This is a genomic window from Pedobacter nutrimenti (genome assembly GCF_003208655.1).
Lineage (GTDB): Bacteria > Bacteroidota > Bacteroidia > Sphingobacteriales > Sphingobacteriaceae > Pedobacter > Pedobacter nutrimenti.
On sequence record NZ_QKLU01000007.1, the window covers coordinates 219,812 to 246,381 of the forward strand.

Here is a 26,570-nt window from a genome sequence, read left to right on the forward strand (position 1 = left end):
ACGAGAACCTAACCAAATATTCTATAAACCATTAAACCGAATTGTCTGAGCCAGGATAATCCTTAACCATTTATCGCTTCTTTTCCGGAAATTGATAATGTCCCGATGATTTTGGATACAGCAGAGGTTTTAAAACAAACTGTATGAAAAAAACTTTACTTCTGTTTGCATTGCTGAGCTCATTGTACGGGGCACTGCATGCCCAGACCCGGCAGGTAACAGGACAGGTAACGGATAAAACAACCAAAGAACCCATTCCGGGTGTCAGCATCACCATTAAAGGAACCAAAACCGTTGTCAGTACAGATGGCAAGGGGAATTATAAAATTGCTGCAGGTAACGATGCTGTTTTACAGGCCCGTTATGTGGGCTACAAAACTCAGGAGCTCACTGTAGGAACCCAATCTGTGATCAGTTTTGTATTGCAGGAAGATGCTGCGGCCCTGAACGAGGTGGTGATCAATATCGGTTATGGAACTGTACGTAAAGAGGCCTTAACGGGTTCGGTATCATCGGTGAGCGCGAAAGACCTGGCCGATTTTCCTGTAGGTACCGCTGCGCAGGCACTGGCCGGTAAGCTGGCTGGTGTATCGGTAGCCACTACCGAGGGCAGCCCGGGTGCAGAAATCCAAATTAAAGTCAGAGGGGGAAGTTCCCTGACCGGTGATAATTCCCCTTTATATATTGTGGATGGAATACAGGTTGAAAATGCCCTGTCTATTTTATCTCCAAATGAAATTGAAAAGATCGACGTCCTTAAAGATGTGGCCTCGACCGCTATTTACGGGACCCGTGGTGCAAACGGTGTGGTGATCATTACCACTAAAGGCGGTAAGGCTGGCCGTACGGTCGTGGCTTTTGAAGCTTATGGGGGCGTCAGGCAAATTGTCAACCGCCTGGAGACCATGAACCCTTATCAGTTTGTGAAATACCAGTACGAATTGTACAATACCAATACCACCCAACAGGTCAAAGACCAGTTTACCAAAACCTACGGAACCTTTGATGACCTGGACATCTATAAAAACATACAAAACATCAACTGGCAGGATAAGGTTTTTGGAAGACAGGCCTTTTCCAGTACCCAGATCCTGAGCCTTTCAGGTGGAAATGAAAAGACCACTTTTAACTTTAGTTTAAACAATACCAAAGAAGACGGGATTATGCTCGAGTCGGGCTATAGAAGGACTTTTGCTTCCTTCCGTTTTGACCATAAAATATCCGATCAGTTAAAGGCAGGGGTCAATGTACGTTACAGCCGTCAGCGCATTGATGGAGTAGGGACCAGCAACACCGGTTCAAATACCGCAAACCGTTTAAGGAATGCAGTACGTTACCTGCCTTATGCAGGTGGAGGGGATTCCGGAGATCTTTTTGATGCCGATTACAGTGCTACTTTACTGACCAATCCGGTTACCCTGGCCCATAATGAACTGAAGTATGACAACCGGAACGACCTGATCAGCAGTATGTATTTGAATTATCAGATCTTAAAAAACCTTTCTTTTAAAAGTACGGTCGGCTTGACCTATACAGACCGTAAAATCAATACTTTTAATGGAACGGTGAGCCTTATTGCCAGAAACAATGGTGGCCTGCCAGCCATTTCTATTGACAACAACAACCTCAATACCTTAATCAACACCAATTTATTGACTTATAAACCCGATTTGGGTCCTAGCCACAATCTGGACTTACTGGCCGGACAGGAGTTTACCAAAACCAGTACCAACAACACCAGTATGAATATCAAATGGTTCCCGGCCAACATTACCCCTGATGAGGCTTTTGCGAGTATACAAAAAGCAGAGCCTATTGGAAGCGGGGTGCAGGATAAACCAACTTCTTTGATTGGCAGCATGCGCCAGCTTTCCTTTTTTGGAAGGGCAGCTTATGGATACAAAAGCCGATACCTGGCCACCTTTAACCTTAGGGCCGATGGTTCTTCTTTGTTTGCTGCCGGAAAAAAATGGGGCTATTTTCCTTCCGGGCAATTTGCCTGGAGGATCTCCGAAGAAGATTTTTTCAAAAAACAAAATCTTTCCTGGGTGGATAACCTGAAACTGCGCCTGAGTTATGGTGCAGCAGGGAACAACCGGATTGGTCCGGATCTGTTCAGGACGCTCTACTATGCCAATTCAGTTGCCGGTGGTTATGCCGCCAATGATGCCTCGGTCAGTACAGGCTTAATCACCGGTGACTATATGGCCAACCCTGAAATTACCTGGGAAACCAATACTTCCCGAAACCTGGGGCTGGACATCGACCTGCTTAAAAACCGTCTGAACCTGAGCATTGATGTCTACGACAACAGAACAAAAAACCTTTTACTGAGTGCAAATGTCCCACCAACAACCGGCTATAAATACCAGCAGCAAAACGTGGGAAGAACGCAAAACAAAGGGCTGGAAGTACAGCTGAACTGGCTGGCGGTTAAATCAAAAAACTTTACCTATAACGCAGGTTTTAACATTGCCTTTAACCAGAATAAAATTGTTGAACTGCAACAGGGGGTAACCGCATACAGTGCACAATCGGGCTGGGTGAACAGCTTAAATGACTTTTACATAGAAGTCGGGAAACCTGTCGGACAATTTTATGGTTTTGTTTCTGACGGACGTTATACGGTTGATGATTTTAATTATACGCAGAATGCGACAACGGGCGTATATACCTATACCTTAAAACCCGGGGTTCCAAACAGCAGTGTGCTGATCGGGAACCGGGATCCAAAGCCTGGAGATATGAAAGTCAAAAAACTGTCTGGCTCAGCCAGTATGCTCATCGGCGAAGACGATAAAACGGTACTGGGTAACGCCCAGCCAAAATTTATCGGAGGACTGAACAACCAGTTTGTTTATAAAAACTTTGACCTGACCGTATTTATGAACTTTTCAGTAGGTGCTAAAGTATACAACGCAAACAAACTGGAATTTACCTCTCAGTATAATGTAAAAGACAATAACCTGCTGGCCATTATGGACAACCGCTGGACCAATTTTAATGCCCAGGGACAATTGGTCACAGACCCGGCATTGTTAACGGCTATGAACGCCAATACCCAGTACTGGACACCAACTACTGGCAATTATGCCTTAACTTCTTTTGCCATAGAGAATGGTTCTTTTTTAAGGATCAGCAATGTGACCTTAGGTTATACTTTACCAGCCAAACTGATCAAACGCTCGGGCTTTATTTCAAAACTCAGGGTGTACGGAACGGTCAATAACCTTTATACCATTACCGGTTACAGCGGTTACGATCCCGAAGCAAATACCAGAAGGTCCAATGCGCTGACCCCTGGTGTGGATTATGCAGCCTACCCGCGCAGCAGGTATATCCTTGCAGGCCTTAACCTTGTTTTTTAACCCATTCAGTAATTAAAAAGATGACAACGAAATTTAGACAATCAGCTTTAATAGTACTTGCTGTTGGGGCTTTAAGCATTGGTTCTTCCTGTAAAAAAGCTTTGGATTACAGTTCCCCATCGACCACCAATCCGGAAACTGTTTTCGAAAGTACCACCTATACCAATTCTGCCGTTCTGGCCATTTACAACAGGCTCTGCGGGGACAATGGCTACGGAAGCCGGATTTCCACCTTATATCCGGTCACTGCCGATGATTTTAAAACCTCGGGCAATTACAGCCCCTCTGACCGCAGGGGAATTAGTATGTATGGCGCAAGCTCAGACAATTCCGACCTCTACAATCCTTTTGTACAACTCTATTCAGGAGTGGAACGGGCAAACCTTTGTATCAAATACATTCCGGCTTCAAAATTGTACAACAGCGGGGCTGCAACAGATAAGGCCATGATGCAGCGCTACTACGGAGAAGCACTGACCCTTCGCGCCCAGTTTCTCTATGAGCTGATCCGCAACTGGGGAGATGTTCCGGCCCCTATGGTCCCGGCTGCTGACGGCGAGACTTTGTATGCCCCAAATGCAGACCATAACCAGACACTTGAAAAATTAATTGCAGACCTTAAAATTGCAGAAGACCTGGTTCCCTGGAGGTCAGGGATTGCAGAATATGGAAGTTTCCGTTTCACCAAAGGCGCGATTAAAGGGCTCCGGGCCAGGCTTGCTTTGGCAAGGGGTGGTTATTCCCTGCGCATCAGTGACCATACCATGTCCAGGCCTGCAGATTATCTGGCCTATTACAAGATTGCTTTTGACGAATGTCTGGACATCATGAACCACAGATCGGAACATGACCTGAACCCGGTATATGAAAACATTTTTAAAAGTTTACACAGTACATCCAGAATGGACGATAAACATGAGCTGATGTTTGAAGTGGCGGCTTATGGGACCAATGCTTCTACTGACAGTAAGCTGGGCTATTACAACGGGATCCGTTTTAATTCTGCTTCTTCTTTTGGTTCAGGTGGCGGGGGTATGAATGCCATTCCAACCTATTTTTATGAGTTTGATCAAAGCAAAGACTGCAGAAGGGATGTTACCATTGGTGTATTTGAAATTGCGGCCAGTTCGAAAAAGATCCTGAACGCCGCAAACAACCTGACCGATGCCAAGTTCCGGAAATCATGGACTGCTTTTAACAATTCCTCTTCCTCCCAGAATTTTTCCATCAACTGGCCCCTGCTCCGTTTTGCAGATGTCCTTTTGATGTATGCCGAGGCAGACAATGAAATCAATGGTGCGCCTTCGGCCCAGGCGGTAAATGCTTTGCAGGAAGTGCAAAAAAGAGCATATGCAGGCTTTGAAAGTGCGATCCCGGTAAGCCCTTTAGATAAGGCGGGCTTTTTTAATGCCCTGGTCAAAGAACGATTGCTGGAGTTTGGAGGGGAGGGGATCCGTAAATACGACCTGATCCGCTGGAACCTGATGAAAAGTAAATTTGATGAAACCCGGGACAAATTACGCCAGTTCATGGCAGGAACAGGGGCCTATGCGAATGTTCCGGCCTATATTTATGCCAAAGAAAGCTCCTATAACCAAAGTGCAAGTGTTGCCGAAGTGGCTTCCCTTGACCTTTACCCCGGACCATTGCTCAGTACACCCAACGCTGTTTTTTACAGCCCGGGTTTGGGTACTTCTGCTGCCCCTTCTGGTTACACGACAAAAAACTGGAGAGCGGCAGTTACCGATGATCCCTCCAGCGGTGCCATATCAGGAACTTTAAGTGGTTTTGCGACTTATTTTGAAGCCAATAAAAAAGAGGTGTTCCCTTATCCTAAATCAGCATTGATCGAGAACCCTAAAATGGTCCAGAATTTTGGTTATTAATCTGTTATCGTCATGAAAAAATATATACATCAACTCATTTGTGCCCTGGCTGTGGCCGGTCTTCTTTTGGCTTCCTGTAAAAAAACAGAAGAGCAGCCAACTGAGCCCGCCAGGATTTTTAAACCGGGTACACTGTCGGTTTCTGCCGGCGCGACCTCGGCCAAACTAAAATGGACACAACCTTTGCTGTCTACAGGACAAAATTTTAAATACAGTATTGACTTTTCCAAAGATTCCCTGTTCAGTACCATTGCCTATACGGGAAGTTCAGACAGTTTGGGTTATGTGGTTACCGAAGCAAATATTTCGGTCAGGACAAAATATTTTGCCAGGGTTAAAGCATTGGCCACGGCCACCCAGCCGGAGTCTAAATACGTAGTCAGTTCTGCTTTCAGCCTGAGCGGCACCCAGTTGTTCCTGCCAGTCAGGGATAGCGAAATCAAGGAAACAGGGGTCATTCTGCGCTTTACTGCTGCTGCCGGTCTGAGCTCCATTGTACTCAGCCCGCCTACAGGTACGGCCATTACCGTTGCCCTGAGCAGTGCAGATGTGACCGCTGGTCTGAAGGTGATTAACGGTTTAAGCGGCAGCATTAAATACAGTGCCGAACTATTTGCAGGTACGGTAAGTAAAGGTTTTCTCAGTTTTACCACCTTGACTGCAACCAATTATACCAGCATTATAGGTCCGGAAACTGACCTGGCCACTACAATTGCCGGGGCAGCAAACGGAGCGGTAATCGGTTTAAGACCCGGTAGCTATAACCTGAGCAGCACAGCGACGTTTATCACCCAGAAAAGTATTGTATTGAAATCTACTTCTGGCAACCCGGCCGATACCAAAATCAATTTTAAAGAAATTGACCTGGAGGGTACCGGGGCAGGGGTAACCTTTTCAGGAATAGAACTGGACGGAACAGCTGGTGCAGCCTTATATTTCATCAATTTTATCGGTTCTCAGGCCAATAATGCCCTGGCGGCAACCTTTACCAATGTGGTGATAGACAACTGTATTGTTCATGACGCCACTACGGCCTTTATGCGGGGGGACCGCGGATCTGCGGCCAGGGATTTTAAAATCAACGGCATTACGGTGAGCAATTCCATCGTGTACAATTGCGGGGCAAATGGTTCTTCCAATTACTATACCTTCCACCTGAATAAAATGCAGTTCAACACCCTGACTTTAAGCAAATCGACTTTTTACAATTTCGGACCAGGCCTGGTGACAGCTTCCACAACTTTCAGTGCCGATCCGGTGCCGGGGGTGGACATCAGTTACTGTACTTTCAATGGTTTTGGAGGCAATGCCAAATACGCTTTGCTGGATGCGAATGCCAACCCCGTAAATTTCAGTATCAAAAACAGCATTATGGCCAACAGCCCTAAATCAGGGACAGTAGTGGCTTCAGCAATCCGGGCATCGGCAGCAGGTATTGCTTTGTCTATAGCAAATACCAATTATTTTAACCTCAATACCACTCTGGCGGGAGGCACAGCCCTGACTTTTGGCACGGCAGCCTTAAGCGGAAACCTGAATGTTACCTTGCCATGGACAGCAGATACCAATGATTTTACCCTTCCGGCAGGCTCTGCGTTAAGAACCGCAGGAACAGGGGGAACTGCATTGGGTGACCCGAGGTGGGCCTATTAATTTTACAGACATGAAAAGGAAATTTTTATATTGCGGTATAGCCCTGTTCTCATTGACTTTAATGGCTTTTATGAAACCCGTCCCAAAAATAACCCTATACCTCATTGGCGATTCCACTTTGTCGGTGAAAGAAAAAAAAGCCTATCCGGAAACGGGCTGGGGAATGCCCTTTGCTGTTTTTTTTGATGCACAGGTCCGCATCGACAACCGTGCGCAGAATGGAAGAAGCACCAAATCTTTTCTGGCAGAAAATCGCTGGCAACCTGTTGCAGACAGTTTGAAGGAGGGGGATTATGTACTGATCCAGTTTGGGCACAATGATGAAGCGAAAGAAAAGACAGACCGGTATACAGCTGTGCCTGATTTTAAAAATAACCTCCTTAAATTCGTTAAAGAAAGCCGGTCAAAAGGGGCCAAACCCATTCTGATCACTCCGGTGTCCAGGCGAAAATTTGATCAAAATGGAAATGCATTGGAAACCCATAAAGAATATACGCAAGCGGTGATCGATGTAGCCATGCAGGAGCAGGTGCCTCTGATTGACCTGGACCAGAAGAGCAGGGCACTTTATCAGAAATTCGGAGTGGAACAATCTAAATTGCTCTTTAACCAACTGGAAGCCGGTGTACATCCGAATTATCCTGAAGGAAAAATGGACAATACCCATTTTAATGAGCTGGGTGCCAGGGAAATTGCCCAGATCGTTTTGCAGGAAATCAAAAAGCTGGAACCCGGTCTTGCTGCTTATGTGGTGAAATCCTCTGCTGTAAAATAATGAAAGTAGGTTATCTGTTTTTTTTTGTGGGCGTTTTGTTTTTTCAAATGGAAAAAGCTTTTGGACAGGATAGAAAATTGATGGTGGCCCAGGATGGTTCGGGGGATTACCGGACGGTTCAGGAAGCCCTCAATGCTGTGCCGGACTTTAGAAAAGTGGTGACGGTGATTTGGATTAAGAATGGCATTTACAAAGAGAAACTGAATTTATCGGCCTCCAAAAAGCTGGTGAAATTAATAGGTGAAAATGTAGAGCGCACCATTCTGACCTATGACGATTACGCTGCCAAAAAGAACTTTTTTGGAGAGGAAATGGGAACATCAGGTTCTTCGAGTTTTTATGTTTACGGAGAAGAGTTCAGTGCCGAAAACATTACTTTTGAAAATTCTTCCGGACCGGTTGGACAGGCGGTGGCCCTTTGGATTGCCGGAGATAAAGCGCAATTCAGAAACTGCCGTATGCTGGGTTTTCAGGATACTTTATATACCTATGGCGGGGGCAGCCGGCAGTATTTTAAGAATTGCTATATCGAAGGAACTGTAGATTTTATTTTCGGTTCGGCAACAGCCGTGTTTGAAGACTGCCAGATCTATTGTAAAAAGGGCGGGGGTTATATTACAGCCTCTTCCAGTCCGGATACCTTAAAGTATGGCTATGTTTTTTTGAACTGTGTAATTGACGGAGATGCCCCTGAACATTCTGTTTACCTAGGCCGGCCCTGGAGACCTTATGCCAAAGCAGTTTACCTCAATTGCAGTTTGGGAAAAATGATCCGCGGGGAAGGCTGGAACAACTGGGGGAAAGAAAGCAATGAAAAAACCGCTTATTACGCAGAATACGCCAGTAAAGGACCTGGGGCTGCAACACAGAAAAGAGTGGCCTGGTCCAGACAACTGCAGGCTGCAGACCTTGAAGACTATACTTTAGCAAAAATTTTCAGAGGATGGCAACCCGGATTAAAATAATCAGTTTAATACTCTTGTTTTGCAATGTCCTGAGCCATGCCCAGGTGCAAAAACAAGATCCCCTTTCCATCAAAGTGGCGCAAGACGGATCAGGTGATTTTAAAAGTATACAGGAAGCGGTCAATTCGGTGCAGGACCTTTCGGCCCAGCAGGTGGAGATCCACATCAAAAATGGAATTTACAGGGAAAAACTGGTCATTCCTTCCTGGAAAGTCCATATTTCGTTGGTCGGGGAAGAAGCCGAAAAAACCATCATCACCAATAGTGATTATTCCGGTAAAAATGGCATCAATACCTATACTTCTTATACGGTTTTGGTTCAGGGCAATGATTTTAAAGCTTCAAATTTAACCTTTGAAAATGCAGCAGGCCCGGTTGGACAGGCCGTTGCCCTGCATGTGGAGGCAGACCGTGTGTTTATCCGCAATTGCAGAATACTGGGCAATCAGGATACCCTTTTTCCTGCATCGGACAGCAGCCGGCAGTATTATCTGAATTGCTATATTGAAGGGACTACGGATTTTATTTTTGGGGCAGCCACAGCTGTTTTCGACCATTGCCGGATCCACAGCAAGAAAAATTCCTACATCACGGCCGCTTCGACTGCAGCAGGTAGAAATTACGGTTTTGTCTTTCTGGACTGCACCTTAACTGCAGATCCTGCCTTTAAAAAGGTTTACCTGGGGCGGCCCTGGAGGCCTTACGCGAATACGGTATTCATCCGGACCAGTATGGGGGATCACATCCTGCCACAGGGCTGGCATACCTGGAATGATAATGAAAACCATAAAAACAGCTTTTATGCAGAGTACGGCTCTTATGGGCCTGGTTTTGTCAAAGAAGCCAGGGTTGCCTGGTCCAGGCAGCTTAGCAGTAAAGAAGCTAAAAAATACACCCTTCAAAACATTTTTTCCGGCCCCGGGGCCTGGTTACCTTTATGATGAAAAAAGGATTTTTTCTATTGGTATGTCTGCCGCTGTTGCAGGGCAAAGCACAAGACCTGCCCAAAAAAACAGAACCCTCTGTGTCTAAAGTATGGGTTTCGGACCTGGGCAACGGCAATTATAAGAACCCGGTTATCAATGCCGATTATTCAGATCCCGATGCCATTAGGGTGGGCGCAGATTTTTACATGACGGCCTCCAGTTTTGATGCGGTACCGGGTTTACCTATTTTACATTCCAGGGACCTGGTGAACTGGACGCTGATTAACCATGCCCTGCCCTTACAGGTTCCTGTGGAACATTTTTCCAAAACTCGGCCCGGAAAAGGCGTTTGGGCACCGGCCATCAGGTACCATAAAGGGACCTTTTATATTTATTATCCCGATCCAGATTTTGGCATCTATATGATTAAAACCCAGGACCCGGCTTCCAGTTGGTCAAAGCCCTTAATGGTACAGGAAGGTAAGGGGTTAATTGATCCCTGCCCTTTTTGGGACGAGGATGGCAGGGTTTACCTGGCTTATGCTTTTGCCGGCAGCCGTGCGGGTTTAAAAAGTATCCTTGCCATTGAAGAACTGGAGGCCAGCGGAGAAAAGCCATTGGGGCAGGGCAGGATCGTTTACGACGGGCATGAACTGGACCCGACCATTGAAGGCCCTAAATTGTACAAAAGAAACGGCTATTATTACCTCTTTGCACCAGCAGGCGGGGTGTCAACTGGCTGGCAACTGGTTTTAAGGTCAAAAAATATTTATGGCCCTTATGAAAGAAAGGTGGTAATGGACCAGGGCAAAACAAACATCAATGGCCCGCACCAGGGCGCCTGGGTAGATACCGAAAAAGGAGAAGATTGGTTTTTGCATTTCCAGGATAAAGGTATGCTGGGAAGGGTTGTACATTTACAACCCATGAAATGGATACGGGACTGGCCGGTTATCGGATCGGATCCAGATGGAGATGGAAAGGGTGAACCGGTGATGACCTTTCGCAAACCGGCTGTCGGAAGGACTTATCCACCCGCTTCTCCGGCCGAAAGTGATGAGTTTAACCGAGCAGAACTGGGCCTTCAATGGCAGTGGCAGGCCAACCCCAAAGAAACCTGGTTTTTTGCCGATCAAAATAAAGGAAAACTGCGCCTGTATACGGTCGCACTTGCTGACAGTTCGGTCACTTACCGGGATGTGCCTAATCTTTTGCTGCAAAAATTTCCCTCCCAGGAATTTACGGCAACCAGCCGCTTAAATTTTTGTCCGGATAGCAAACAAAGTGCTGAAAAGACCGGATTGATTATCATGGGGAGAAGTTATGCCGGACTGGTTTTAAAAAGCAGGAAAGACGGTCGCCTGGAACTGAATTATGTACAATGTCAAAAGGCCGCCAAAGGTGGCCGGGAAAAAGAACAACTGCTGGAAGTTTTGGAAAAGACAGAGATCTGGTTTCGGGTTAAAGTCAGCGAAGGTGGCAGTTGCGTTTTTAGCTACAGCAGCAATGGTAAAGATTTTAAAACTGTAGCAGCAGCTTTTTCTGCCCAGCAGGGGGAATGGATCGGGGCGAAGCTGGGTCTTTTTGCAACAAAATCTTTTGTCAGCAACGACTCGGGATATACAGATTTCGATTGGTTCAGGATCGAAAAGAACTAAAGGGTAGAGGCCTAGGTGCCCTGCACCTGCAGCCTGCTTTACAGGTCAGAGAAAAGTGGCAGGAACTTTAGCCGGAGGTTGCCCGGATTTTGCAGGGGCATGGTCCGGGCAATCTCCGGGTAATGTCCCTGTAAAGTCCCTGTTATCTGTAGAAAAGTAGACCGGCATCCATGCGGAAACCCTGGCATTTTTCCTGGCAAAAAAGCATAAAAAAAGCAGGACCTGTAAGGCCCTGCTTTTTTTTATCAGATCGGTAAAGGGATTAGTTTTTTACAAATTCTGTGTTGGCGTTAAGGGTTACTTCTTCACTTAACATTGCATTTGGATATTTTGTTCCGAAAGCGAAATCAGCTCTTTTAATAGTTCCTGTTACTTTGAAACCTGCAGTTGCTTTTTTAGACATCGGATTGGTGGTTACACCTCTTAAAGTTGCATCCAGGGTTACTGGTTTGGTTACGCCATGGAAAGTCAGGTTACCGCTTACTTTATATTTGTTGGCGGCAACTTTTTTAACGGCTGTACTTTTGAAAGATAATTTTGGGAATTTTGCAACATCAAAGAAGTCAGCACCTTTTAAATGCTCATCTCTTTTGTCGTTATCAGTTGTTACTGAATTTACATCTGCACTTAATTCTACCACTGCATCAGAAAAATCTGGTTTGGAAGAAGTGATTTTTGACTGGAAGTTTTTGAAAGAACCTTCCACGTCAGTGATCATTAAGTGTGTCACGACAAATCCTAATTTAGAATGTGCAGTATCTGCTTCCCATACGGAGTCAGCAACTGGTTTGAAAGCAAAAAGAGCAGTGCTCGCTATTGCAATAAGTACGAATATCTTTTTCATGTTTAAAATAAATTTGTACAAAGAGAACGAAATTTAAATTTAAAGTCATTGATCTATGATAAGAAATGGAAAAAGCAGCCAGAATCTTATCGGGAACGATTGCGCATTTATTTTAAGGTCTTTTGTTTTATTCTGCCTTAAAACTCTGTAGACTTGTTTAGCCTTTGTGCAAAAAAAGCTAACCAGATATTTATGAACAAGTTTTGTTTCCTGCTTTCCGGCCTGATGATTTCCTGTACTTTTTTGGTACGGGCGCAGGAGGGTAAAAGCTTTCCTTTGGATCAGTTGCCTACCGTTAAGTTACCGGTTTTTAAAAAAGACACCCTAAATATTGTCCGTTACGGGGCGGTGAACGATGGGCTGACTTTAAATACCCGGAGCATCAACAGCGCCATCCGGGACTGCAGCCAGAAAGGCGGGGGCGTTGTCCTGGTTCCGCAAGGCATCTGGCTTACTGGTCCGATCGAATTGAAAAGTAATGTGAACCTTCACCTGGCCAAAAATTCATTGCTGCAATTTACAAAGGATTTTGACCAGTATCCATTGGTAGAAGGAAACTGGGAAGGTTTACCGCAGATGCGCAACCAGAGTCCGATATGGGCCAGTAATGAACAGAATATAGCCATTACCGGGGATGGGATTATTGATGGCGGGGGAGATGCCTGGAGAATGGTCAAAAAGGATAAACTCACCGCAAGCCAGTGGAAAGCATTGACCGCCTCAGGTGGTATTGTGAACGAAGAAAAGAAAATGTGGTACCCTTCTGAAAAGACGGTTAAGGGTGCTTCCCTAAAAGATCCTGGTCTGATCAGCAGCGATAAAACAGCCGGATTTTATGCTTCAGTGAAGGATTTTTTAAGACCAAATTTACTGGTGCTCAACAGCTGTAAACAGATTTTGCTGGAAGGGGTTACTTTTCAGAATTCACCGGCCTGGAACCTGCACCCTTTAATGTGCGAAGACCTGACCGTTAGAAAAGTATATGCTAAAAACCCCTGGTATGCACAGAACGGGGATGGTATAGATGTGGAATCCTGCAAAAATGTACTGATCGAAGACAGTACGTTTGATGTGGGCGATGATGGCATTTGCATCAAATCCGGAAGAGATGCCGCAGGGCGCAAAAGAGGGAAACCGACAGAAAATGTAATGGTGAGAAATTGTACGGTTTATCATGCCCATGGTGGTTTTGTGATCGGTAGTGAAATGTCAGGTGGTGCCAGAAATATTTTTGTCACAGATTGTACTTTTATTGGAACCGATATCGGGCTGCGTTTTAAAACCACAAGAGGAAGAGGGGGGGTGGTTGAAAATATTTATGCCCGGAACATTAATATGAAAGATATTGCTGCTGAGGCCATACTGTTTGATATGTATTATGCAGCAGTGGACCCGGTACCTTTACAGGGAGAAAAAAGAACAGCTCCAAAGGCAGAACTTTTGCCGGTGACTGAAGAAACGCCGGTGTTCCGGAACTTTCACATCAGCAATGTCCTTTGTGACGGCGCTTCCAAAGCGGTGTTTATCCGTGGATTACCGGAACTGAGTATTACCGGGGTTTACCTGGAAAATCTGGTTATTCAAGCCAAAACAGGTATAGACATCCAGGAAGCCAAAGATGTTCAGATGAACCGTATAAAACTTCTGGTTGACCAAAGCAAGCCGCTGGTGTACATTCAAAACGGGAAGGATATCGCTTTTAAGGGGCTGGATTTCCCAAAAGCAGAACTGCTGTTTAGCATCAACGGGCCAAACAACAGTAAAATTACCGTGAAAGATGCCGCACTGACCAGGGCATCCTTTAGATCAGAATTTAGTCAGGGTGCAGATTCAAAATCACTTGTTATCTTAAAATAAGTATGAAAAAATCATTTTTTATCAAATCAGTTTTCTTTTGTTTAGTTGCCCTGCAGTCTGCCCAGACTTTAAAGGCTCAGGTCCAGCCCTTGTCGGCGCAAATGGCTTCTACGGTAATGGACATCTGGAAAGATTCCCTGAACCTGGACCCGGCCAATCCAAAACCGGTTAAATGGGCCTATGACCAGGGCGTTATTCTGGAAGGAATAGACGGGCTCTGGAGAAGGACCGGAAATGGCGCTTATTTTAAGTACATACAGAAATCCATGGATTTTTTTGTGACCAAAGATGGAGGGATCAACCGTTATAAACAAAGTGATTACAACATCGACAATGTAAAAAACGGCCGTTCCCTGCTCACTTTGTACAAAGTCACCGGGCAGATGAAATATTTTAAGGCGGCCACGCTGCTTTGGGACCAGCTTAAAGATCAGCCCCGGACCAAAGAAGGCGGCTTCTGGCATAAAAAGATTTACCCCAACCAGATGTGGCTGGATGGTTTATATATGGGAGCGCCTTTTTACACCGAATACGCTGCCCTGGTCCAGGACCAAAAGGCTTTTGATGATATTGCCAACCAGTTGATCTGGATGGAAAAAAATGCACGTGACCCTAAAACAGGTTTGCTGTACCATGGCTGGGACGAGTCCAGAACAGAGCAATGGGCCAATAAAACCAGCGGGACCTCTGCCAGTTTTTGGGGCAGGGCCATGGGCTGGTACGGAATGGCATTGGTCGATGTGCTGGATTTTTTCCCTGAGCAGCATCCCAAAAGGAAGGCCCTGCTGGAGATCCTGAAACGTTTCTCTGTGGCAGTGGCTAAATACCAGGATCCTTCTTCGGGATTGTGGTTTGATGTACTCGACCAGGCGCAGCGAAAAGGCAATTATCCCGAAGCTTCGGCTTCTTCTATGTTTGTCTATACCCTGGCTAAGGCTGTCCGAAAAGCGTATCTGGGACCAAAGGATTTTGAAGTGGCAGAAAAAGGCTATCGTGGCATCTGTACAACTTTTGTTGAAAAAGGACCAGGGGCAGGACAAATCAGTTTGAAAGGAACGGTAAGTGTTTCCGGTCTGGGCGGAAAACCTTACCGGGATGGAAGTTTTGAATATTACATGACTGAAAAGGTGATCAGCAATGACCCTAAAGGTGTGGGTGCATTTTTACTGGCTGCAAATGAGATGGAGCGTGCTAAATGGCCTAAACCAGGACTTGGTAAAACCGTGACGCTGGATTCTTATTTCAACAATGAAATTAAAAAGGACCAGAGCGGACATGAACTTTCCTGGCATTACAAATGGGAGGAACTGGCCAATGGCGGCTTTTCCATCTGGGGAGAACAGTTTGAAAATTCGGGTTTTAAACTTCATACCTTATATGCTGCACCGGATGCGGAAAACCTGAAAAATTCTTCGGTGTATATTATTGTGGATCCGGATACAGAAAAAGAAAGTAAGGAGCCTAAATTTGTGATGCCTGAGCACATTAAAGCGATCACCGACTGGGTAAAGGCAGGTGGTGTATTGGTTTTGATGGCCAATGATACCGGAAATGCAGAACTGGAACATTTCAATCAGCTGGCTAAAAATTTTGGCGTCCAGTTTAACCTGGACAGCAAGGGAAGGGTGCTCAACAATGAATATGAAATGGGTAAAATTAGGGTGCCTGTATCAGATCCTTTCTTCAAAACAGCAAAACAATTGTTCGTTAAGGAGTTCAGCAGTCTGCACATTTCGGCCCCTGCGCGTTCTGTTTTGAAAGATGCGTCAGGAAATGAGGTGATGGCCATTGCGCGTTTAGGTAAAGGCTCGGTATTTATTATTGGCGATCCCTGGTTGTACAATGAATACGTAGATGGCCGGAAACTTCCAGCTGCTTACGATAACTTCAATGCCGGACAGGATCTGATCAACTGGATTGCGGGGCAAATTCCAGCAAAAAAATAAAGCTTATGTGTTTAAGAATCGTATGTATAATCCTCTGCGGACTGCTGACGGGAGATTTAAGGGCCCAGACAGGCAAAGATCCTGTGGCCGAAAACATGCTGCTCTATCAGCGCAGCATAGGGGGCTGGCCTAAAGCGGTCAATTCTATCCCTGTGGATTATAAAAAAGTGTTGTCTGAAACGGAAAAGCAGGTGGTTGTGGCCGATTCTTTACACGAAGATGCCACTATAGACAACAATGCAACCTCAAGAGAAATTATTTACCTGGTTAAAGCGTATAAAACGCATCAAAATAAAGCTTATCTGGACGCTGCTGAAAAAGGTATTGAATACATTTTTAAAGCTCAATATGCCAACGGGGGCTGGCCGCAGTATTATCCTGAACATAACCTGTACCGTGGAGAAATCACCTACAACGACAATGCAATGATCAATGTGATGAACATTTTGCAGGATATTACCGAGGGCAAAAACAATTTTGATCAGGTAAACGCTTCGATCAAAAAACGCGCTGCACCAGCGGTGGAAAAGGGGGTGGAGTGTATACTGAAAACCCAGCTGAACACCGGTGGGCATTTGGCGGTCTGGTGTGCACAGTATAATGAAAAAACCCTTAAACCAGCCAAAGCAAGGGCTTTTGAACTCGTGTCGCTGAGCGGGATGGAATCGGTAGGCATTACAGAATTCCTGATGCGGCTTAAAAATCCCTCTCCCCAAGTTAAACAGGCCATCCAGGCGGCAATTGACTGGTTTGAGCGGTCTAAAATTGAAGGCTATAATTTTGTATTTATAGATGATCCTTCCCAGCCAAAAGGCCGCGACAGGGTATTGGTTAAAGAGCCCGGATCTACCATATGGGCCCGTTTTTATGACATAGACACCAATGAGCCTTTTTTTTCGGGCAGGGACAGTGTGAAGAAAAAAAGCGTTGCTGAAATTGAAGTAGAAAGACGTACCGGATATGCCTGGTATGGCAATTGGCCGGCCAGATTACTGGCTAAAAGTTATCCGGCCTGGCGCAAGGGTCTGCAGAACTAAATGGGAAAGCCCTGGCTTTAAGTTGATGTGGCTTCAATTTTATGATCTTTGGGACCTGGTCAGTTGGACTAGTCCAAATAAGGTGTTTTTTTATTAAAATGGCCTTTTTTCCGATAACGATTGCGCAAATAATTTCCCCTTAGCGGGGGCAATAGTTTACAATAATTATGTAGAATTGTTTGTGACCAAATGAATTTACGGAGACTGTATGATCTTATCTAGGGGAAATTTAAAGAATATAGAGGCAGGGAATGTCCTTGTACCGGCAGAAGAAATGTTGAGCTTTCCGGAAAAAGTGCTGCAATTTGGTACAGGTGTACTGCTGCGTGGCCTGCCGGACTATTTTATAGACAAAGCCAACCGGCAGGGACTGTTTAAAGGAAGAGTAGTGGTGGTTAAATCGACCGGTGGCCCGGCCCTTGAATTTCAACAGCAGGACAATCTGTATACTTTATGTGTGCGGGGGATAGAACAAGGTGCGATTGTGGAAGAAAATGTAATTTCAGGCGCGATCAGTAGGGTGTTGTCTGCTGCCAGGGAATGGGAAAAAGTCCTGGAAGTGGCCCGGCAGCCAGAGCTCCGCCTGGTGGTGTCCAATACCACTGAGGTAGGCATCGCCTTGGTTAAGGAAAGCATCAGCCAGTTTCCCCCACAATCCTTTCCGGCAAAATTGCTGGCGGTATTGTTTGAAAGATATCAGGCTTTTGATGCTGCCCCGCAGGCGGGCCTGGTGGTGATTGCAACTGAACTGATTCCGGATAATGGTAAGCAGTTGGAAAAAATTGTTACTGAACTGGCGCATTTCAATGCGCTCGGTCAGGAATTTCTAAATTGGCTTAAACTTCATGTGCATTTTTGTAACTCTTTGGTAGACCGGATTGTTCCGGGGAAACCAGACGCAGAAACGGTAGATCACCTGACCCGGGAACTGGGTTATGAAGACCACTTGCTTTCTATGGTTGAGCCTTACCGCTTATGGGCCATTGAGGGCAGCCAGCAAATTGCTGGAGTACTGGAATTTGCTCAGGCTGATCCGGGTGTAGTCATTACAGAAGATATTGAACGTTTCAGAGAGCTGAAAGTACGTTTGCTGAACGGTACCCATACCCTGAGTTGTGGAATTGCGGTGCTTGCCGGAATTGATACCGTTAAAAACGGAATGAAAGATGAGTTTCTAAGGGATTACATCACCTCGCTGATGCAGCAGGAAATTGCTTCGGCTATTCCTTATTCGGTGGATAAAGATGATGCACTGGATTTTTCCCGAATTGTACTGGACCGTTTTGCGAACCCATATATTGAACACCTTTGGTTAAACATTACTGTACAATACAGTATGAAAATGAAAATCAGAATTTTGCCTGTACTTCAAAAATACAATGAGGTGTTTCAAAAGGTCCCTGAGCATATTGCATTTGGTATGGCGGCCTTTCTGCGTTTCATGCATTCGGTTGAAAAAGACGGTCTGTATTATGGGGCCACCGGAGAGAAAACCTACCTGATCAATGACGACAGTGCTGCGTATTTCAATGAAAAATGCCTTTCCCCAGCAGATTATGTAGAACAGGTGTTAAAGGACCAGGCCTTTTGGGGAATGGACCTGGACGCTGTGAGCGGATTTGTAGGCTCGGTACAAAATTATTATAACTCCATTGAAAAGGACGGGCTGAAACAGGCCATGTCTGCCTTTAGTTTTTAAGAATAGAAATAAATTTAAATGAAACACAGCGTATTGAAAGTCCACCCGCAAGACAACGTGATCGTCGCTTTGTCTGATCTTTCTGAAAACCAGGAAATCGTTTATGAGGGGCTACGCTATATTTTACAGGAGGCGATCCCTGCAAAACATAAATTTACCACCACAGACCTTGCTGCCGGAGACCAGGTGATCATGTACGGGGTATTGGTGGGAAAAACACAAGTGGCCTTAAAAGCAGGCTCCCTGATCAGTACCTCCAACATTAAACATGCTTCTACGGATTTTAAGGTCAGTGAACAGCAGACCAGCTGGACGGCCCCAGATGTGAGTGCATGGAAACAGCGGACCTTTGATGGCTTTCATCGTGCAGACGGGCAGGTGGGCACGGCGAACTACTGGCTGGTGGTGCCTATGGTTTTTTGCGAAAACCGAAATGTGGAGGTGATACAGGAAGCGTTACTCAATAATCTGGGTTATGGAAGGAATGAAAATTACCAGTTTCAGGCCAAAGAACTGATGTCCCTTTATCAAAAAGGTGCGGGTGTTAATGAAATTTTAAATGCACAGTTTACCTATACCGAACAGGTACAGAAAAACAACCGTTTGTTCCCCAACGTCGATGGGATTAAGTTTTTATCCCATACCGGTGGCTGCGGGGGGACAAGGCAGGATTCCCAAACCCTTTGCGGCCTGCTGGCGGGTTATATTACCCATCCCAATGTGGCCGGTGCAACGGTTTTAAGCCTGGGCTGTCAGAATGCACAGGTGGATATTTTAATGGAAGAAATCCGTAAAAGGAGTAGTCACTTTGATAAACCTTTATATGTGCTGGACCAGCAGCGTATTGGTACTGAATCTGATGTGCTGGAAATGGCCATCCGGCAGACTTTTGCCGGATTGATCCAGGCCAATCAGGACCTGAGGAAACCTGCTCCCTTGAGCAAACTTTGTATTGGCCTGGAATGTGGTGGCTCAGATGGTTTTTCCGGAATTTCTGCCAATCCGGCTATTGGATATACTTCAGATCTACTGGTGGCGCTTGGCGCTTCGGTCATCCTGGCCGAGTTTCCAGAACTTTGCGGGGTGGAACAGGACCTGAGCAACCGCTGTCTGGATAAAAAAGATGCAGAACGTTTCGTAGACCTGATGAGAACCTATAGCAGCCGGGCAACAGCAGCAGGTTCTGGTTTTGATATGAACCCTTCCCCGGGAAATATTAAGGACGGCCTGATTACCGATGCGATTAAATCTGCGGGGGCTGCTAAAAAAGCAGGTACTTCTCCTGTGGTTGCGGTATTGGATTATCCGGAAAAAGTCAATAAGGCCGGGCTCAATTTATTGTGTACCCCGGGCAATGATGTGGAATCTACAACAGCAGAAGTAGGGTCGGGTGCAAATGTGGTTTTGTTTACCACCGGTCTGGGTACACCTACCGGAAACCCGATTGCCCCAGTGGTTAAAATTTCGAGCAACAGCAGGTTGTTTTCCCGGATGAATGATATTATCGACCTGGATACCGGTCCGGTGATTGAAGGCAGGGAAACCATTCAGCAGGCCGGAGAACGGATTTTAAATTATGTGATTGAAGTGGCCAGCGGTAAACAGGAGGTGAAAGCAGTAAAACACCGGCAGGATGATTTTATCCCCTGGAAAAGAGGGGTTTCATTATAGAAAAAAATAAAGGAGCTTTAGGTTTTAAAACCTATTCTTAAGAAAACATATATAAAAAATTAACAGATGAAAGTATTACATGCGGTACATCCGGATGATTTTAAATCATACGATACAAAAAAGATCAGAGAACGGTTCTTGTTGAGCGATCTGAAAGAAAAAGATAAAGTAAATTTTGCTTATACCCATTATGACCGGATGATGGTCGGTTTGGCTTTTCCGGTGAGTACAGAAGTAGTGCTGGGCAATTACCCCAATCTTCGTTCGGAATATTTTCTGGAAAGAAGAGAACTGGGTGCAATTAATGTGGGCGGTCCGGGCTTTATGGAAGTAGATGGCCAGTCCTATGCGGTAGATAAACTGGATGCTTTATATGCCGGTAAAGGTGTCAAAGAAGTAAAGTTTAAAAGTAAAGATGCAGCGAACCCTGCAGTATTTTACATTTTATCTACACCAGCCCATACGACTTATCCGGTTACTTTGTTGCAGCATGCAGCCGCCATTTCTACAAACATGGGCAGCCTGAGCACTGCTAATGAGCGCAGGATCATTAAATACATTCATAAAGATGGCATTCAAAGCTGTCAGCTGGTGATGGGTTTAACCATTCTGGCCAATGGAAGCGTGTGGAACACCATGCCGGCGCATGTTCATGACAGAAGGATGGAAGCCTACTTTTATTTTGACGTGGAAGAAGACCAGCGCGTGTTCCACTATATGGGCGAGGCTCAGGAAACCCGTCATATTTTAATGGCAAACCATGAAGCCGTGGTTTCCCCGCCATGGAGTATCCATTCGGGAAGCGGTACAAAAAATTACAGTTTTATTTGGGGTATGGGTGGTGAAAACCTGGATTATGCGGATATGGACCCCGTTGCAATTCAAGATATACGATAATGGAAGATACATTTTCTTTAAAAGGTAAGGTCATTGTAGTGACCGGCGGTACCGGAATATTGGGCGGTGCATTTGTAAACGCAGTGGTGGAAGCAGGGGCAGCAGTAGGGATATTGGGCCGCAATGCGCAGGTTGCACAGGAACGTGCAGATGCCATTAACCAGGCCGGTGGTCAGGCCATTGCCCTGGTGGCCGATGTGATGAATGAAGAAGAACTGAAAGCCTGCAGAACGCAGGTTCTGGAAAAGTTTGGCCGCATCGATGGCCTGGTCAATGCTGCCGGCGGTAACCAGCCGGAAGGTGTTCTTGCCCCGGAACAGGATGTTTTTAAAATGGACCTGGCCGGAATGAAAAAGGTAATGGACCTGAACTTATGGGGCACAATTATTCCTACCCAGGTTTTCGGTGAATCTATTGCTGCTACAGGGAAAGGAAGTATTGTGAACATTTCTTCCATGAATTCGAAAAGGGCAATTACCAAAGTACTGGGTTATAACATGGGCAAGGCGGGTGTAGACTATTACAACCAGTGGTTTGCAGTGGAAATGGCCTACCGTTATGGAGATAAAATTCGTATGAATGCCATTGCACCTGGTTTTTTCCTGACCGAGCAGAACCGCAATCTGTTGACCAAAGCAGATGGAGGTTATACCGACAGGGGAGCTTTAGTGATTAAGCAAACGCCATTTAAGCGTTTTGGGGACCCGGATGAGCTCAAGGGGGCCCTGATCTGGCTGCTGAGTGATGCTTCTAAATTTGTAACCGGGGCCATGATTTGTGTGGATGGTGGTTTCTCTGTTTTCGGAGGGGTTTAATTAAATACATAACAAGATAGCTGCGTGAAAAAATTCATCGACGAAAATTTCTTACTGAACAACAAAACAGCCGAAGTGCTGTATCATCAATATGCCAGGGAAATGCCAGTGATTGATTATCACTGTCATTTACCACCTGACCAGATTGCCCAGGACCGTAACTTTGAAAACCTGACGCAGGTTTGGCTGTATGGTGACCATTACAAGTGGCGCGCCATGCGGGCAAATGGGATTCCGGAAGAATACATTACCGGAAACCGCTCGGATTGGGAGAAATTTGAAAAATGGGCAGAAACCGTTCCTTATACCCTTAGAAATCCTTTGTATCACTGGACCCATCTGGAATTGCAGCGTTATTTTGATGTGTATGAGATTTTATCACCGGCGACCGCCAGAAAAATCTATGACGAGTGTACCGCTAAACTGCAGACACCTGAATATTCTGTGCGCAACCTTTTGCGTAAAATGAATGTAAAAGTGGTGGCAACCACCGATGATCCGACCGATGATCTTGCTTTTCATCAGCAATTGCGCGAGTCTGGTTTTGAAGTAAAGGTTTTGCCGGCTTTCCGCCCGGACAAGGCCATGAATGCTGATGATCTTCCTGCACTGGTGGCCTATATTGGTCAACTGGAAAAGGTTTCCGGACTAAGCATCACTGATTTTAATACTTTTTTAAAAGCCCTGAAAAGCAGGCACGACTACTTTGCTGAAAACGGTTGTTTGCTTTCGGATCATGGTCTGGAACAAATGTATGCCCAGGATTACCGGGATGAAGAAATTGTGGGGATCTTTGATCAGATTATCCACGGGGCACCGTTGTCAGAACTGGAAGTATTGCAGTTTAAGTCGGCAATGCTTTACCATTTTGCCATCTGGGACCATGAAAAAGGCTGGGTGCAACAATACCATTTGGGTGCATTGAGAAATAACAATGCCCGTTTACTCGAACGCCTGGGACCGGATACAGGTTGGGATTCTATTGGTGATTTTCAACAGGGACCGGCATTGTCGAAATTTTTGAACAGACTGGATTCCAGCAACCAGCTGACAAAGACCATTCTGTACAACCTCAATCCGGCCGACAATGAGTTGATTGCGACCATGACCGGTAATTTTAATGACGGAACAGTAGTGGGCAAAATACAGTTTGGATCGGGCTGGTGGTTCCTGGACCAGAAAGATGGCATGACCAGGCAAATTAATGCTTTATCCAATATGGGTTTGCTGAGCCGTTTTGTGGGCATGCTGACCGATTCCAGAAGCTTTCTTTCTTTTCCGAGACATGAGTATTTCAGAAGGCTGCTTTGCAATTTGCTAGGGGAAGATGTGGAAAAGGGCGAATTGCCGGAGGATATAGAATGGCTGGGCAAAGTAGTTAAAGATATTTGCTATTTTAACGCCAAACAATATTTCAATTTCTAATATGGCGAAGGTACTTAACTTTGGAGAATTGCTGCTCCGGATTTGTCCGGATGTGGAAGGCAATTGGCTGAAAAATAACAATCTGCCCTTTTATGTTGGAGGTGCAGAATTGAACGTGGCAACGGCCCTGGCTTTGTGGGGCATTCCCTCAGCTTATTTAACGGCATTGCCCGACAATACTTTATCGGCCCAGCTGCTGGATTACATCCGGGGACTAAACATTGACACCACAGCGGTGCAACACCATGGTGACCGCATCGGTTTGTATTACCTGCACCAGGGCAAGGACATGAAAAATGCAGGGGTGATTTATGACCGGGCAAATTCTTCTTTTGCAACTTTACCGACCGGAAAAATTGACTGGGAAGAAGTGTTTAAAGAGGTTTCCTGGTTTCATTTCAGTGCAATCTGTCCGGCATTGAGCCAAATGGCGGCCAATTTATGTCTGGAAGCCCTTCAGGAAGCCTCGGCGAGGGGAATTTACATTTCCATAGACTTGAATTACAGGGCCAAACTGTGGAAGTATGGAAAAGAACCACTCGAGGTCTTACCGGCACTGGTGGGCTACTGTGACCTGGTGATGGGAAACCTCTGGGCCGCAGAAAAAATGCTGGGTATTCCTGTTCCGGACTATATTGCTGTCCAGGACAAAAAAGAACTTTACCTGGAGCAATCTTTAAAAAGTTCCACAGCGCTGATGGGCTTGTTTCCCAAATGTAAAGTAGTGGCCAATACCTTCCGTTTTGATTATGAGCAAGGGGTAAAGTATTACAGTACTTTGTTTACAGAAGGCCATTTGCATGTTTCTAAAGAATACCGTTCTGAAAAGATCGTGGATAAGGTGGGCAGTGGCGATTGTTATATGGCCGGGCTTATTTACGGTTTTTACCTGCGAAAATCTGCGCAACAGAGCCTTGATTTTGCGACAGCGGCCGCTTTTTCCAAACTCTTTGTGGAAAGTGATGCGACCACTGTAAAATCAGAAGACGTTCAGCAAAAGGCAGCAGCCTATGAAATAATTGAATCTATACATTAAGAACCACAAGAATATATACTGATGAAGACGAAAGAAACTTCCTTAAAGGCCATTACAGATCAGGGTTTACTGCCATTGTTTTTTTATGAAGATGCGGCTGTGAGCCTGGACATCATCAGGACCTTATATGCCTCGGGTGTCCGGGTGCTGGAGTATACCAACAGGGGAAAAGAAGCCCTGACCAATTTTGAGTTTCTGATTAAAGAGGTGGAACGCGAAATGCCCGACCTTCATCTGGGCATAGGAACCATTAAAAACACATCCGAAGCAAACGCTTTTTTGAAGGCGGGCGCACACTTTATCGTTTGTCCGGTGGTAGATCCCCAGGTAGGGCAGCTGGTGCATGATGCGGGTTTATTGTGGGTACCAGGTTGTTTTTCTCCGACAGAGATCAATATTGCCTATCAGCACAAAGCCGGCCTGATTAAATTGTTTCCGGCCAATCTGCTTGGGCCTTTGTACCTGACCTCTGTAAAAGAACTGTTTCCAGGCCAATTGTTTATTCCGACCGGTGGCGTGGAAATTGAAGAGGGCAATATGACCAAATGGTTTAAATCGGGGGTTTGTGCCGTTGGAATGGGCAGTAAACTCATCAGTAAAGCGATTATGGACCATAAAAATTACGATGAGCTTGCAGCATTGACCAAAAAGACGCTGGAAATGGTCAGCAGAACAAGATAAACACCAAACAATCAACAAAACCAACCAAAACCAAATATAATGAAAGAGACTAAAATGGGCAATTACCGCTGGACGATCTGTGCCTTGTTGTTTTTTGCGACCACAGTAAATTATCTTGACCGACAGGTGCTTAGCCTTTTGCATACAAAATTAGAAGCCGAGTTCAACTGGACCAACAGCGATTATGCAAATATTACGGCAGCCTTCCAACTGGTCTATGCGATTTCCATGCTTTTTGCAGGAAGAATTGTAGATAAACTGGGTACCAAATGGGGTTATGCAGTCGCCCTGATCGTATGGTCACTAGGGGCAATCCTGCATGCCAAAGCGATTCCTGTAGGGGAAGGCCTGGCATCTATGCTTGGGTTAATTGGCATTACCGGTGTGTCTGTTTCTGTACTGGGTTTTGTCTTTTCCAGAGCGGTACTTGGTTTTGGGGAATCGGGTAACTTTCCTGCGGCAATTAAGGCCACAGCAGAGTATTTTCCAAAAAAAGAACGTTCACTGGCAACGGGTATTTTTAATTCTGGGGCCAATGTGGGGGCTATTCTGGCCCCGCTGACTGTTCCCTGGATTGCCCACAACTGGGGTTGGGAAGCCGCTTTTCTGGTGATTGGTGCTGTGGGCTTCCTCTGGCTGATTTTCTGGTTTATGTTTTACGAGAAACCCGAGCAGCAAAAGCGCCTGTCCAAAGCAGAGCTGGATTATATATTATGCGACCCGGACCAGCAGGCGATTGTGCCTTCTGCTTCTGAAACCGAAGCTGAAAAAGTATCCTGGTTTAAATTGCTCAAATACAAACAAACCTGGGCCTTTACCTTTGGTAAATTTATGACCGACGGGGTTTGGTGGTTCTTTTTGTTCTGGTTGCCTTCCTATCTTAAAGTTCAGTACGGAATGGACGATACCGCAATTATGATTCCTTTGGCGGTATTGTACAGCATGACCATGATCGGAAGTATTGGCGGTGGCTGGTTTCCAATGTATTTTATGAAAAAGGGGTATGCCCCATACGATGGAAGAATGCGGGCCATGTTTATCATTGCCTTATTCCCTTTGCTGGTGTTGCTGGCCCAGCCGTTGGGGCACATCAGTGTCTGGCTTCCGGTGATCCTGATTGGTATAGGAGCTTCTGCCCATCAGGCCTGGTCTGCAAACATCTTTACAACCGTTTCTGACATGTTCCCTAAAAAATCTGTGGGTTCTGTCATTGGAATCGGCGGAATGGCGGGCGGACTTGGAGGGGTATTCATGTCTAAACTTGGGGGTGGATTGTTTGATTACTATAAAGGCCTGGGACATATCCAGACGGGTTATACCATTATGTTTGCGATTTGTGCACTTGCCTATATCCTGGCCTGGACGGTCATGAAATCTTTGGTGCCCAAATACAGACCGATTACAAATCTTTAAAGCTTAAATCAAAACCAT

19 protein-coding genes are annotated in these 26,570 nt (G+C 45.6%); 18 read left to right on the forward strand and 1 reads right to left on the reverse strand.

Annotated features, from left to right (window positions below):
• Positions 1 to 143 precede the first annotated feature (143 nt).
• Genes B0O44_RS19085 through B0O44_RS19115 form a run of 7 tightly spaced genes read left to right on the forward strand, consistent with a single transcriptional unit; the run spans position 144 to position 11,231 of the window.
• On the forward strand, positions 144 to 3,368 hold the full coding sequence (locus B0O44_RS19085; protein WP_110833699.1) for a SusC/RagA family TonB-linked outer membrane protein: 3,225 nt from the start codon (positions 144 to 146) through the stop codon (positions 3,366 to 3,368).
• A gap of 20 nt (positions 3,369 to 3,388) precedes the next feature.
• Complete coding sequence (locus B0O44_RS19090; protein WP_110833700.1) at positions 3,389 to 5,254, forward strand: RagB/SusD family nutrient uptake outer membrane protein; 1,866 nt, start codon at positions 3,389 to 3,391, stop codon at positions 5,252 to 5,254.
• Positions 5,255 to 5,266: 12 nt separating this feature from the next.
• On the forward strand, positions 5,267 to 6,907 hold the full coding sequence (locus B0O44_RS19095; RefSeq protein ID WP_110833701.1) for a DUF4957 domain-containing protein: 1,641 nt from the start codon (positions 5,267 to 5,269) through the stop codon (positions 6,905 to 6,907).
• Positions 6,908 to 6,917: 10 nt separating this feature from the next.
• A complete protein-coding gene (locus B0O44_RS19100; RefSeq protein WP_110833702.1) occupies positions 6,918 to 7,682 on the forward strand; it encodes a rhamnogalacturonan acetylesterase in 765 nt (254 codons plus the stop codon).
• A complete protein-coding gene (locus B0O44_RS19105; protein WP_110833703.1) occupies positions 7,682 to 8,647 on the forward strand; it encodes a pectinesterase family protein in 966 nt (321 codons plus the stop codon). Before B0O44_RS19100 ends, B0O44_RS19105 begins: the two co-directional genes overlap by 1 nt.
• Positions 8,626 to 9,588, forward strand: coding sequence for a pectinesterase family protein (locus B0O44_RS19110; protein ID WP_110833704.1), 963 nt, complete (start codon positions 8,626 to 8,628; stop codon positions 9,586 to 9,588). The genes B0O44_RS19105 and B0O44_RS19110 overlap by 22 nt, the downstream gene beginning before the upstream one ends.
• The gene (locus B0O44_RS19115) at positions 9,585 to 11,231 is read left to right on the forward strand and encodes a glycoside hydrolase family 43 protein (protein ID WP_110833705.1); all 1,647 of its coding nucleotides are present in this window, start codon (positions 9,585 to 9,587) and stop codon (positions 11,229 to 11,231) included. The genes B0O44_RS19110 and B0O44_RS19115 overlap by 4 nt, the downstream gene beginning before the upstream one ends.
• A 262-nt stretch (positions 11,232 to 11,493) precedes the next feature.
• Here B0O44_RS19115 and B0O44_RS19120 read toward each other — a convergent pair whose 3' ends face one another.
• A complete protein-coding gene (locus B0O44_RS19120; protein ID WP_110833706.1) occupies positions 11,494 to 12,075 on the reverse strand; it encodes a YceI family protein in 582 nt (193 codons plus the stop codon).
• Positions 12,076 to 12,267: 192 nt separating this feature from the next.
• On the opposite strand from B0O44_RS19120, the gene B0O44_RS19125 reads away from it, so the two are divergent.
• The 11 genes from B0O44_RS19125 (at position 12,268) to B0O44_RS19175 (ending at position 26,552) form a co-directional block, all read left to right on the forward strand.
• Positions 12,268 to 13,932, forward strand: a complete 1,665-nt coding sequence (locus tag B0O44_RS19125; RefSeq protein ID WP_110833707.1) for a glycoside hydrolase family 28 protein — start codon at positions 12,268 to 12,270, stop codon at positions 13,930 to 13,932.
• 2 nt (positions 13,933 to 13,934) lie between these two features.
• Positions 13,935 to 15,878: a glycoside hydrolase family 88 protein gene (locus tag B0O44_RS19130; RefSeq protein WP_110833708.1), complete on the forward strand. Its 1,944-nt coding sequence runs from the start codon at positions 13,935 to 13,937 to the stop codon at positions 15,876 to 15,878.
• A 5-nt stretch (positions 15,879 to 15,883) separates the two neighbouring features.
• Positions 15,884 to 16,915, forward strand: coding sequence for a pectate lyase (pelA, locus tag B0O44_RS19135; protein WP_110833709.1), 1,032 nt, complete (start codon positions 15,884 to 15,886; stop codon positions 16,913 to 16,915).
• 208 nt (positions 16,916 to 17,123) lie between these two features.
• On the forward strand, positions 17,124 to 18,614 hold the full coding sequence (locus tag B0O44_RS19140; protein ID WP_110833710.1) for a tagaturonate reductase: 1,491 nt from the start codon (positions 17,124 to 17,126) through the stop codon (positions 18,612 to 18,614).
• Positions 18,615 to 18,632: 18 nt separating this feature from the next.
• Positions 18,633 to 20,285, forward strand: a complete 1,653-nt coding sequence (locus tag B0O44_RS19145; RefSeq protein WP_110833711.1) for a UxaA family hydrolase — start codon at positions 18,633 to 18,635, stop codon at positions 20,283 to 20,285.
• Positions 20,286 to 20,351: 66 nt separating this feature from the next.
• Positions 20,352 to 21,182 (forward strand): 5-dehydro-4-deoxy-D-glucuronate isomerase, encoded by an 831-nt coding sequence (gene kduI / locus B0O44_RS19150; RefSeq protein WP_110833712.1) that lies wholly within the window; start codon positions 20,352 to 20,354, stop codon positions 21,180 to 21,182.
• A complete protein-coding gene (locus B0O44_RS19155; RefSeq protein ID WP_110833713.1) occupies positions 21,182 to 21,997 on the forward strand; it encodes an SDR family oxidoreductase in 816 nt (271 codons plus the stop codon). Before kduI ends, B0O44_RS19155 begins: the two co-directional genes overlap by 1 nt.
• Before the next feature lie 24 nt (positions 21,998 to 22,021).
• Positions 22,022 to 23,422 (forward strand): glucuronate isomerase, encoded by a 1,401-nt coding sequence (gene uxaC / locus B0O44_RS19160; protein ID WP_110833714.1) that lies wholly within the window; start codon positions 22,022 to 22,024, stop codon positions 23,420 to 23,422.
• 1 nt (position 23,423) lies between these two features.
• Positions 23,424 to 24,458: a sugar kinase gene (locus tag B0O44_RS19165; protein ID WP_110833715.1), complete on the forward strand. Its 1,035-nt coding sequence runs from the start codon at positions 23,424 to 23,426 to the stop codon at positions 24,456 to 24,458.
• 21 nt (positions 24,459 to 24,479) lie between these two features.
• On the forward strand, positions 24,480 to 25,139 hold the full coding sequence (locus tag B0O44_RS19170; protein WP_211321414.1) for a bifunctional 4-hydroxy-2-oxoglutarate aldolase/2-dehydro-3-deoxy-phosphogluconate aldolase: 660 nt from the start codon (positions 24,480 to 24,482) through the stop codon (positions 25,137 to 25,139).
• Positions 25,140 to 25,178: 39 nt separating this feature from the next.
• Entirely contained in the window at positions 25,179 to 26,552 is a 1,374-nt protein-coding gene (locus B0O44_RS19175; RefSeq protein ID WP_110833717.1) for an MFS transporter, read from the forward strand.
• The last annotated feature ends 18 nt before the right edge of the window (positions 26,553 to 26,570 follow it).

Excerpts from the sequence above, each read along its gene's own strand:
- B0O44_RS19175 (WP_110833717.1), top strand. The coding sequence starts at position 25,179 with ATGAAAGAGACTAAAATGGGCAATTACCGCTGGACGATCTGTGCCTTG.
- B0O44_RS19140 (WP_110833710.1), top strand. The coding sequence starts at position 17,124 with ATGATCTTATCTAGGGGAAATTTAAAGAATATAGAGGCAGGGAATGTC.
- B0O44_RS19155 (WP_110833713.1), top strand. The coding sequence starts at position 21,182 with ATGGAAGATACATTTTCTTTAAAAGGTAAGGTCATTGTAGTGACCGGC.
- B0O44_RS19110 (WP_110833704.1), top strand. The coding sequence starts at position 8,626 with ATGGCAACCCGGATTAAAATAATCAGTTTAATACTCTTGTTTTGCAAT.
- B0O44_RS19100 (WP_110833702.1), top strand. The coding sequence starts at position 6,918 with ATGAAAAGGAAATTTTTATATTGCGGTATAGCCCTGTTCTCATTGACT.
- B0O44_RS19090 (WP_110833700.1), top strand. The coding sequence starts at position 3,389 with ATGACAACGAAATTTAGACAATCAGCTTTAATAGTACTTGCTGTTGGG.
- B0O44_RS19170 (WP_211321414.1), top strand. The coding sequence starts at position 24,480 with ATGAAGACGAAAGAAACTTCCTTAAAGGCCATTACAGATCAGGGTTTA.
- B0O44_RS19125 (WP_110833707.1), top strand. The coding sequence starts at position 12,268 with ATGAACAAGTTTTGTTTCCTGCTTTCCGGCCTGATGATTTCCTGTACT.
- B0O44_RS19115 (WP_110833705.1), top strand. The coding sequence starts at position 9,585 with ATGATGAAAAAAGGATTTTTTCTATTGGTATGTCTGCCGCTGTTGCAG.
- B0O44_RS19085 (WP_110833699.1), top strand. The coding sequence starts at position 144 with ATGAAAAAAACTTTACTTCTGTTTGCATTGCTGAGCTCATTGTACGGG.
- B0O44_RS19105 (WP_110833703.1), top strand. The coding sequence starts at position 7,682 with ATGAAAGTAGGTTATCTGTTTTTTTTTGTGGGCGTTTTGTTTTTTCAA.
- B0O44_RS19130 (WP_110833708.1), top strand. The coding sequence starts at position 13,935 with ATGAAAAAATCATTTTTTATCAAATCAGTTTTCTTTTGTTTAGTTGCC.
- B0O44_RS19120 (WP_110833706.1), bottom strand. The coding sequence starts at position 12,075 with ATGAAAAAGATATTCGTACTTATTGCAATAGCGAGCACTGCTCTTTTT.
- B0O44_RS19145 (WP_110833711.1), top strand. The coding sequence starts at position 18,633 with ATGAAACACAGCGTATTGAAAGTCCACCCGCAAGACAACGTGATCGTC.
- B0O44_RS19095 (WP_110833701.1), top strand. The coding sequence starts at position 5,267 with ATGAAAAAATATATACATCAACTCATTTGTGCCCTGGCTGTGGCCGGT.
- kduI (WP_110833712.1), top strand. The coding sequence starts at position 20,352 with ATGAAAGTATTACATGCGGTACATCCGGATGATTTTAAATCATACGAT.
- B0O44_RS19165 (WP_110833715.1), top strand. The coding sequence starts at position 23,424 with ATGGCGAAGGTACTTAACTTTGGAGAATTGCTGCTCCGGATTTGTCCG.
- pelA (WP_110833709.1), top strand. The coding sequence starts at position 15,884 with ATGTGTTTAAGAATCGTATGTATAATCCTCTGCGGACTGCTGACGGGA.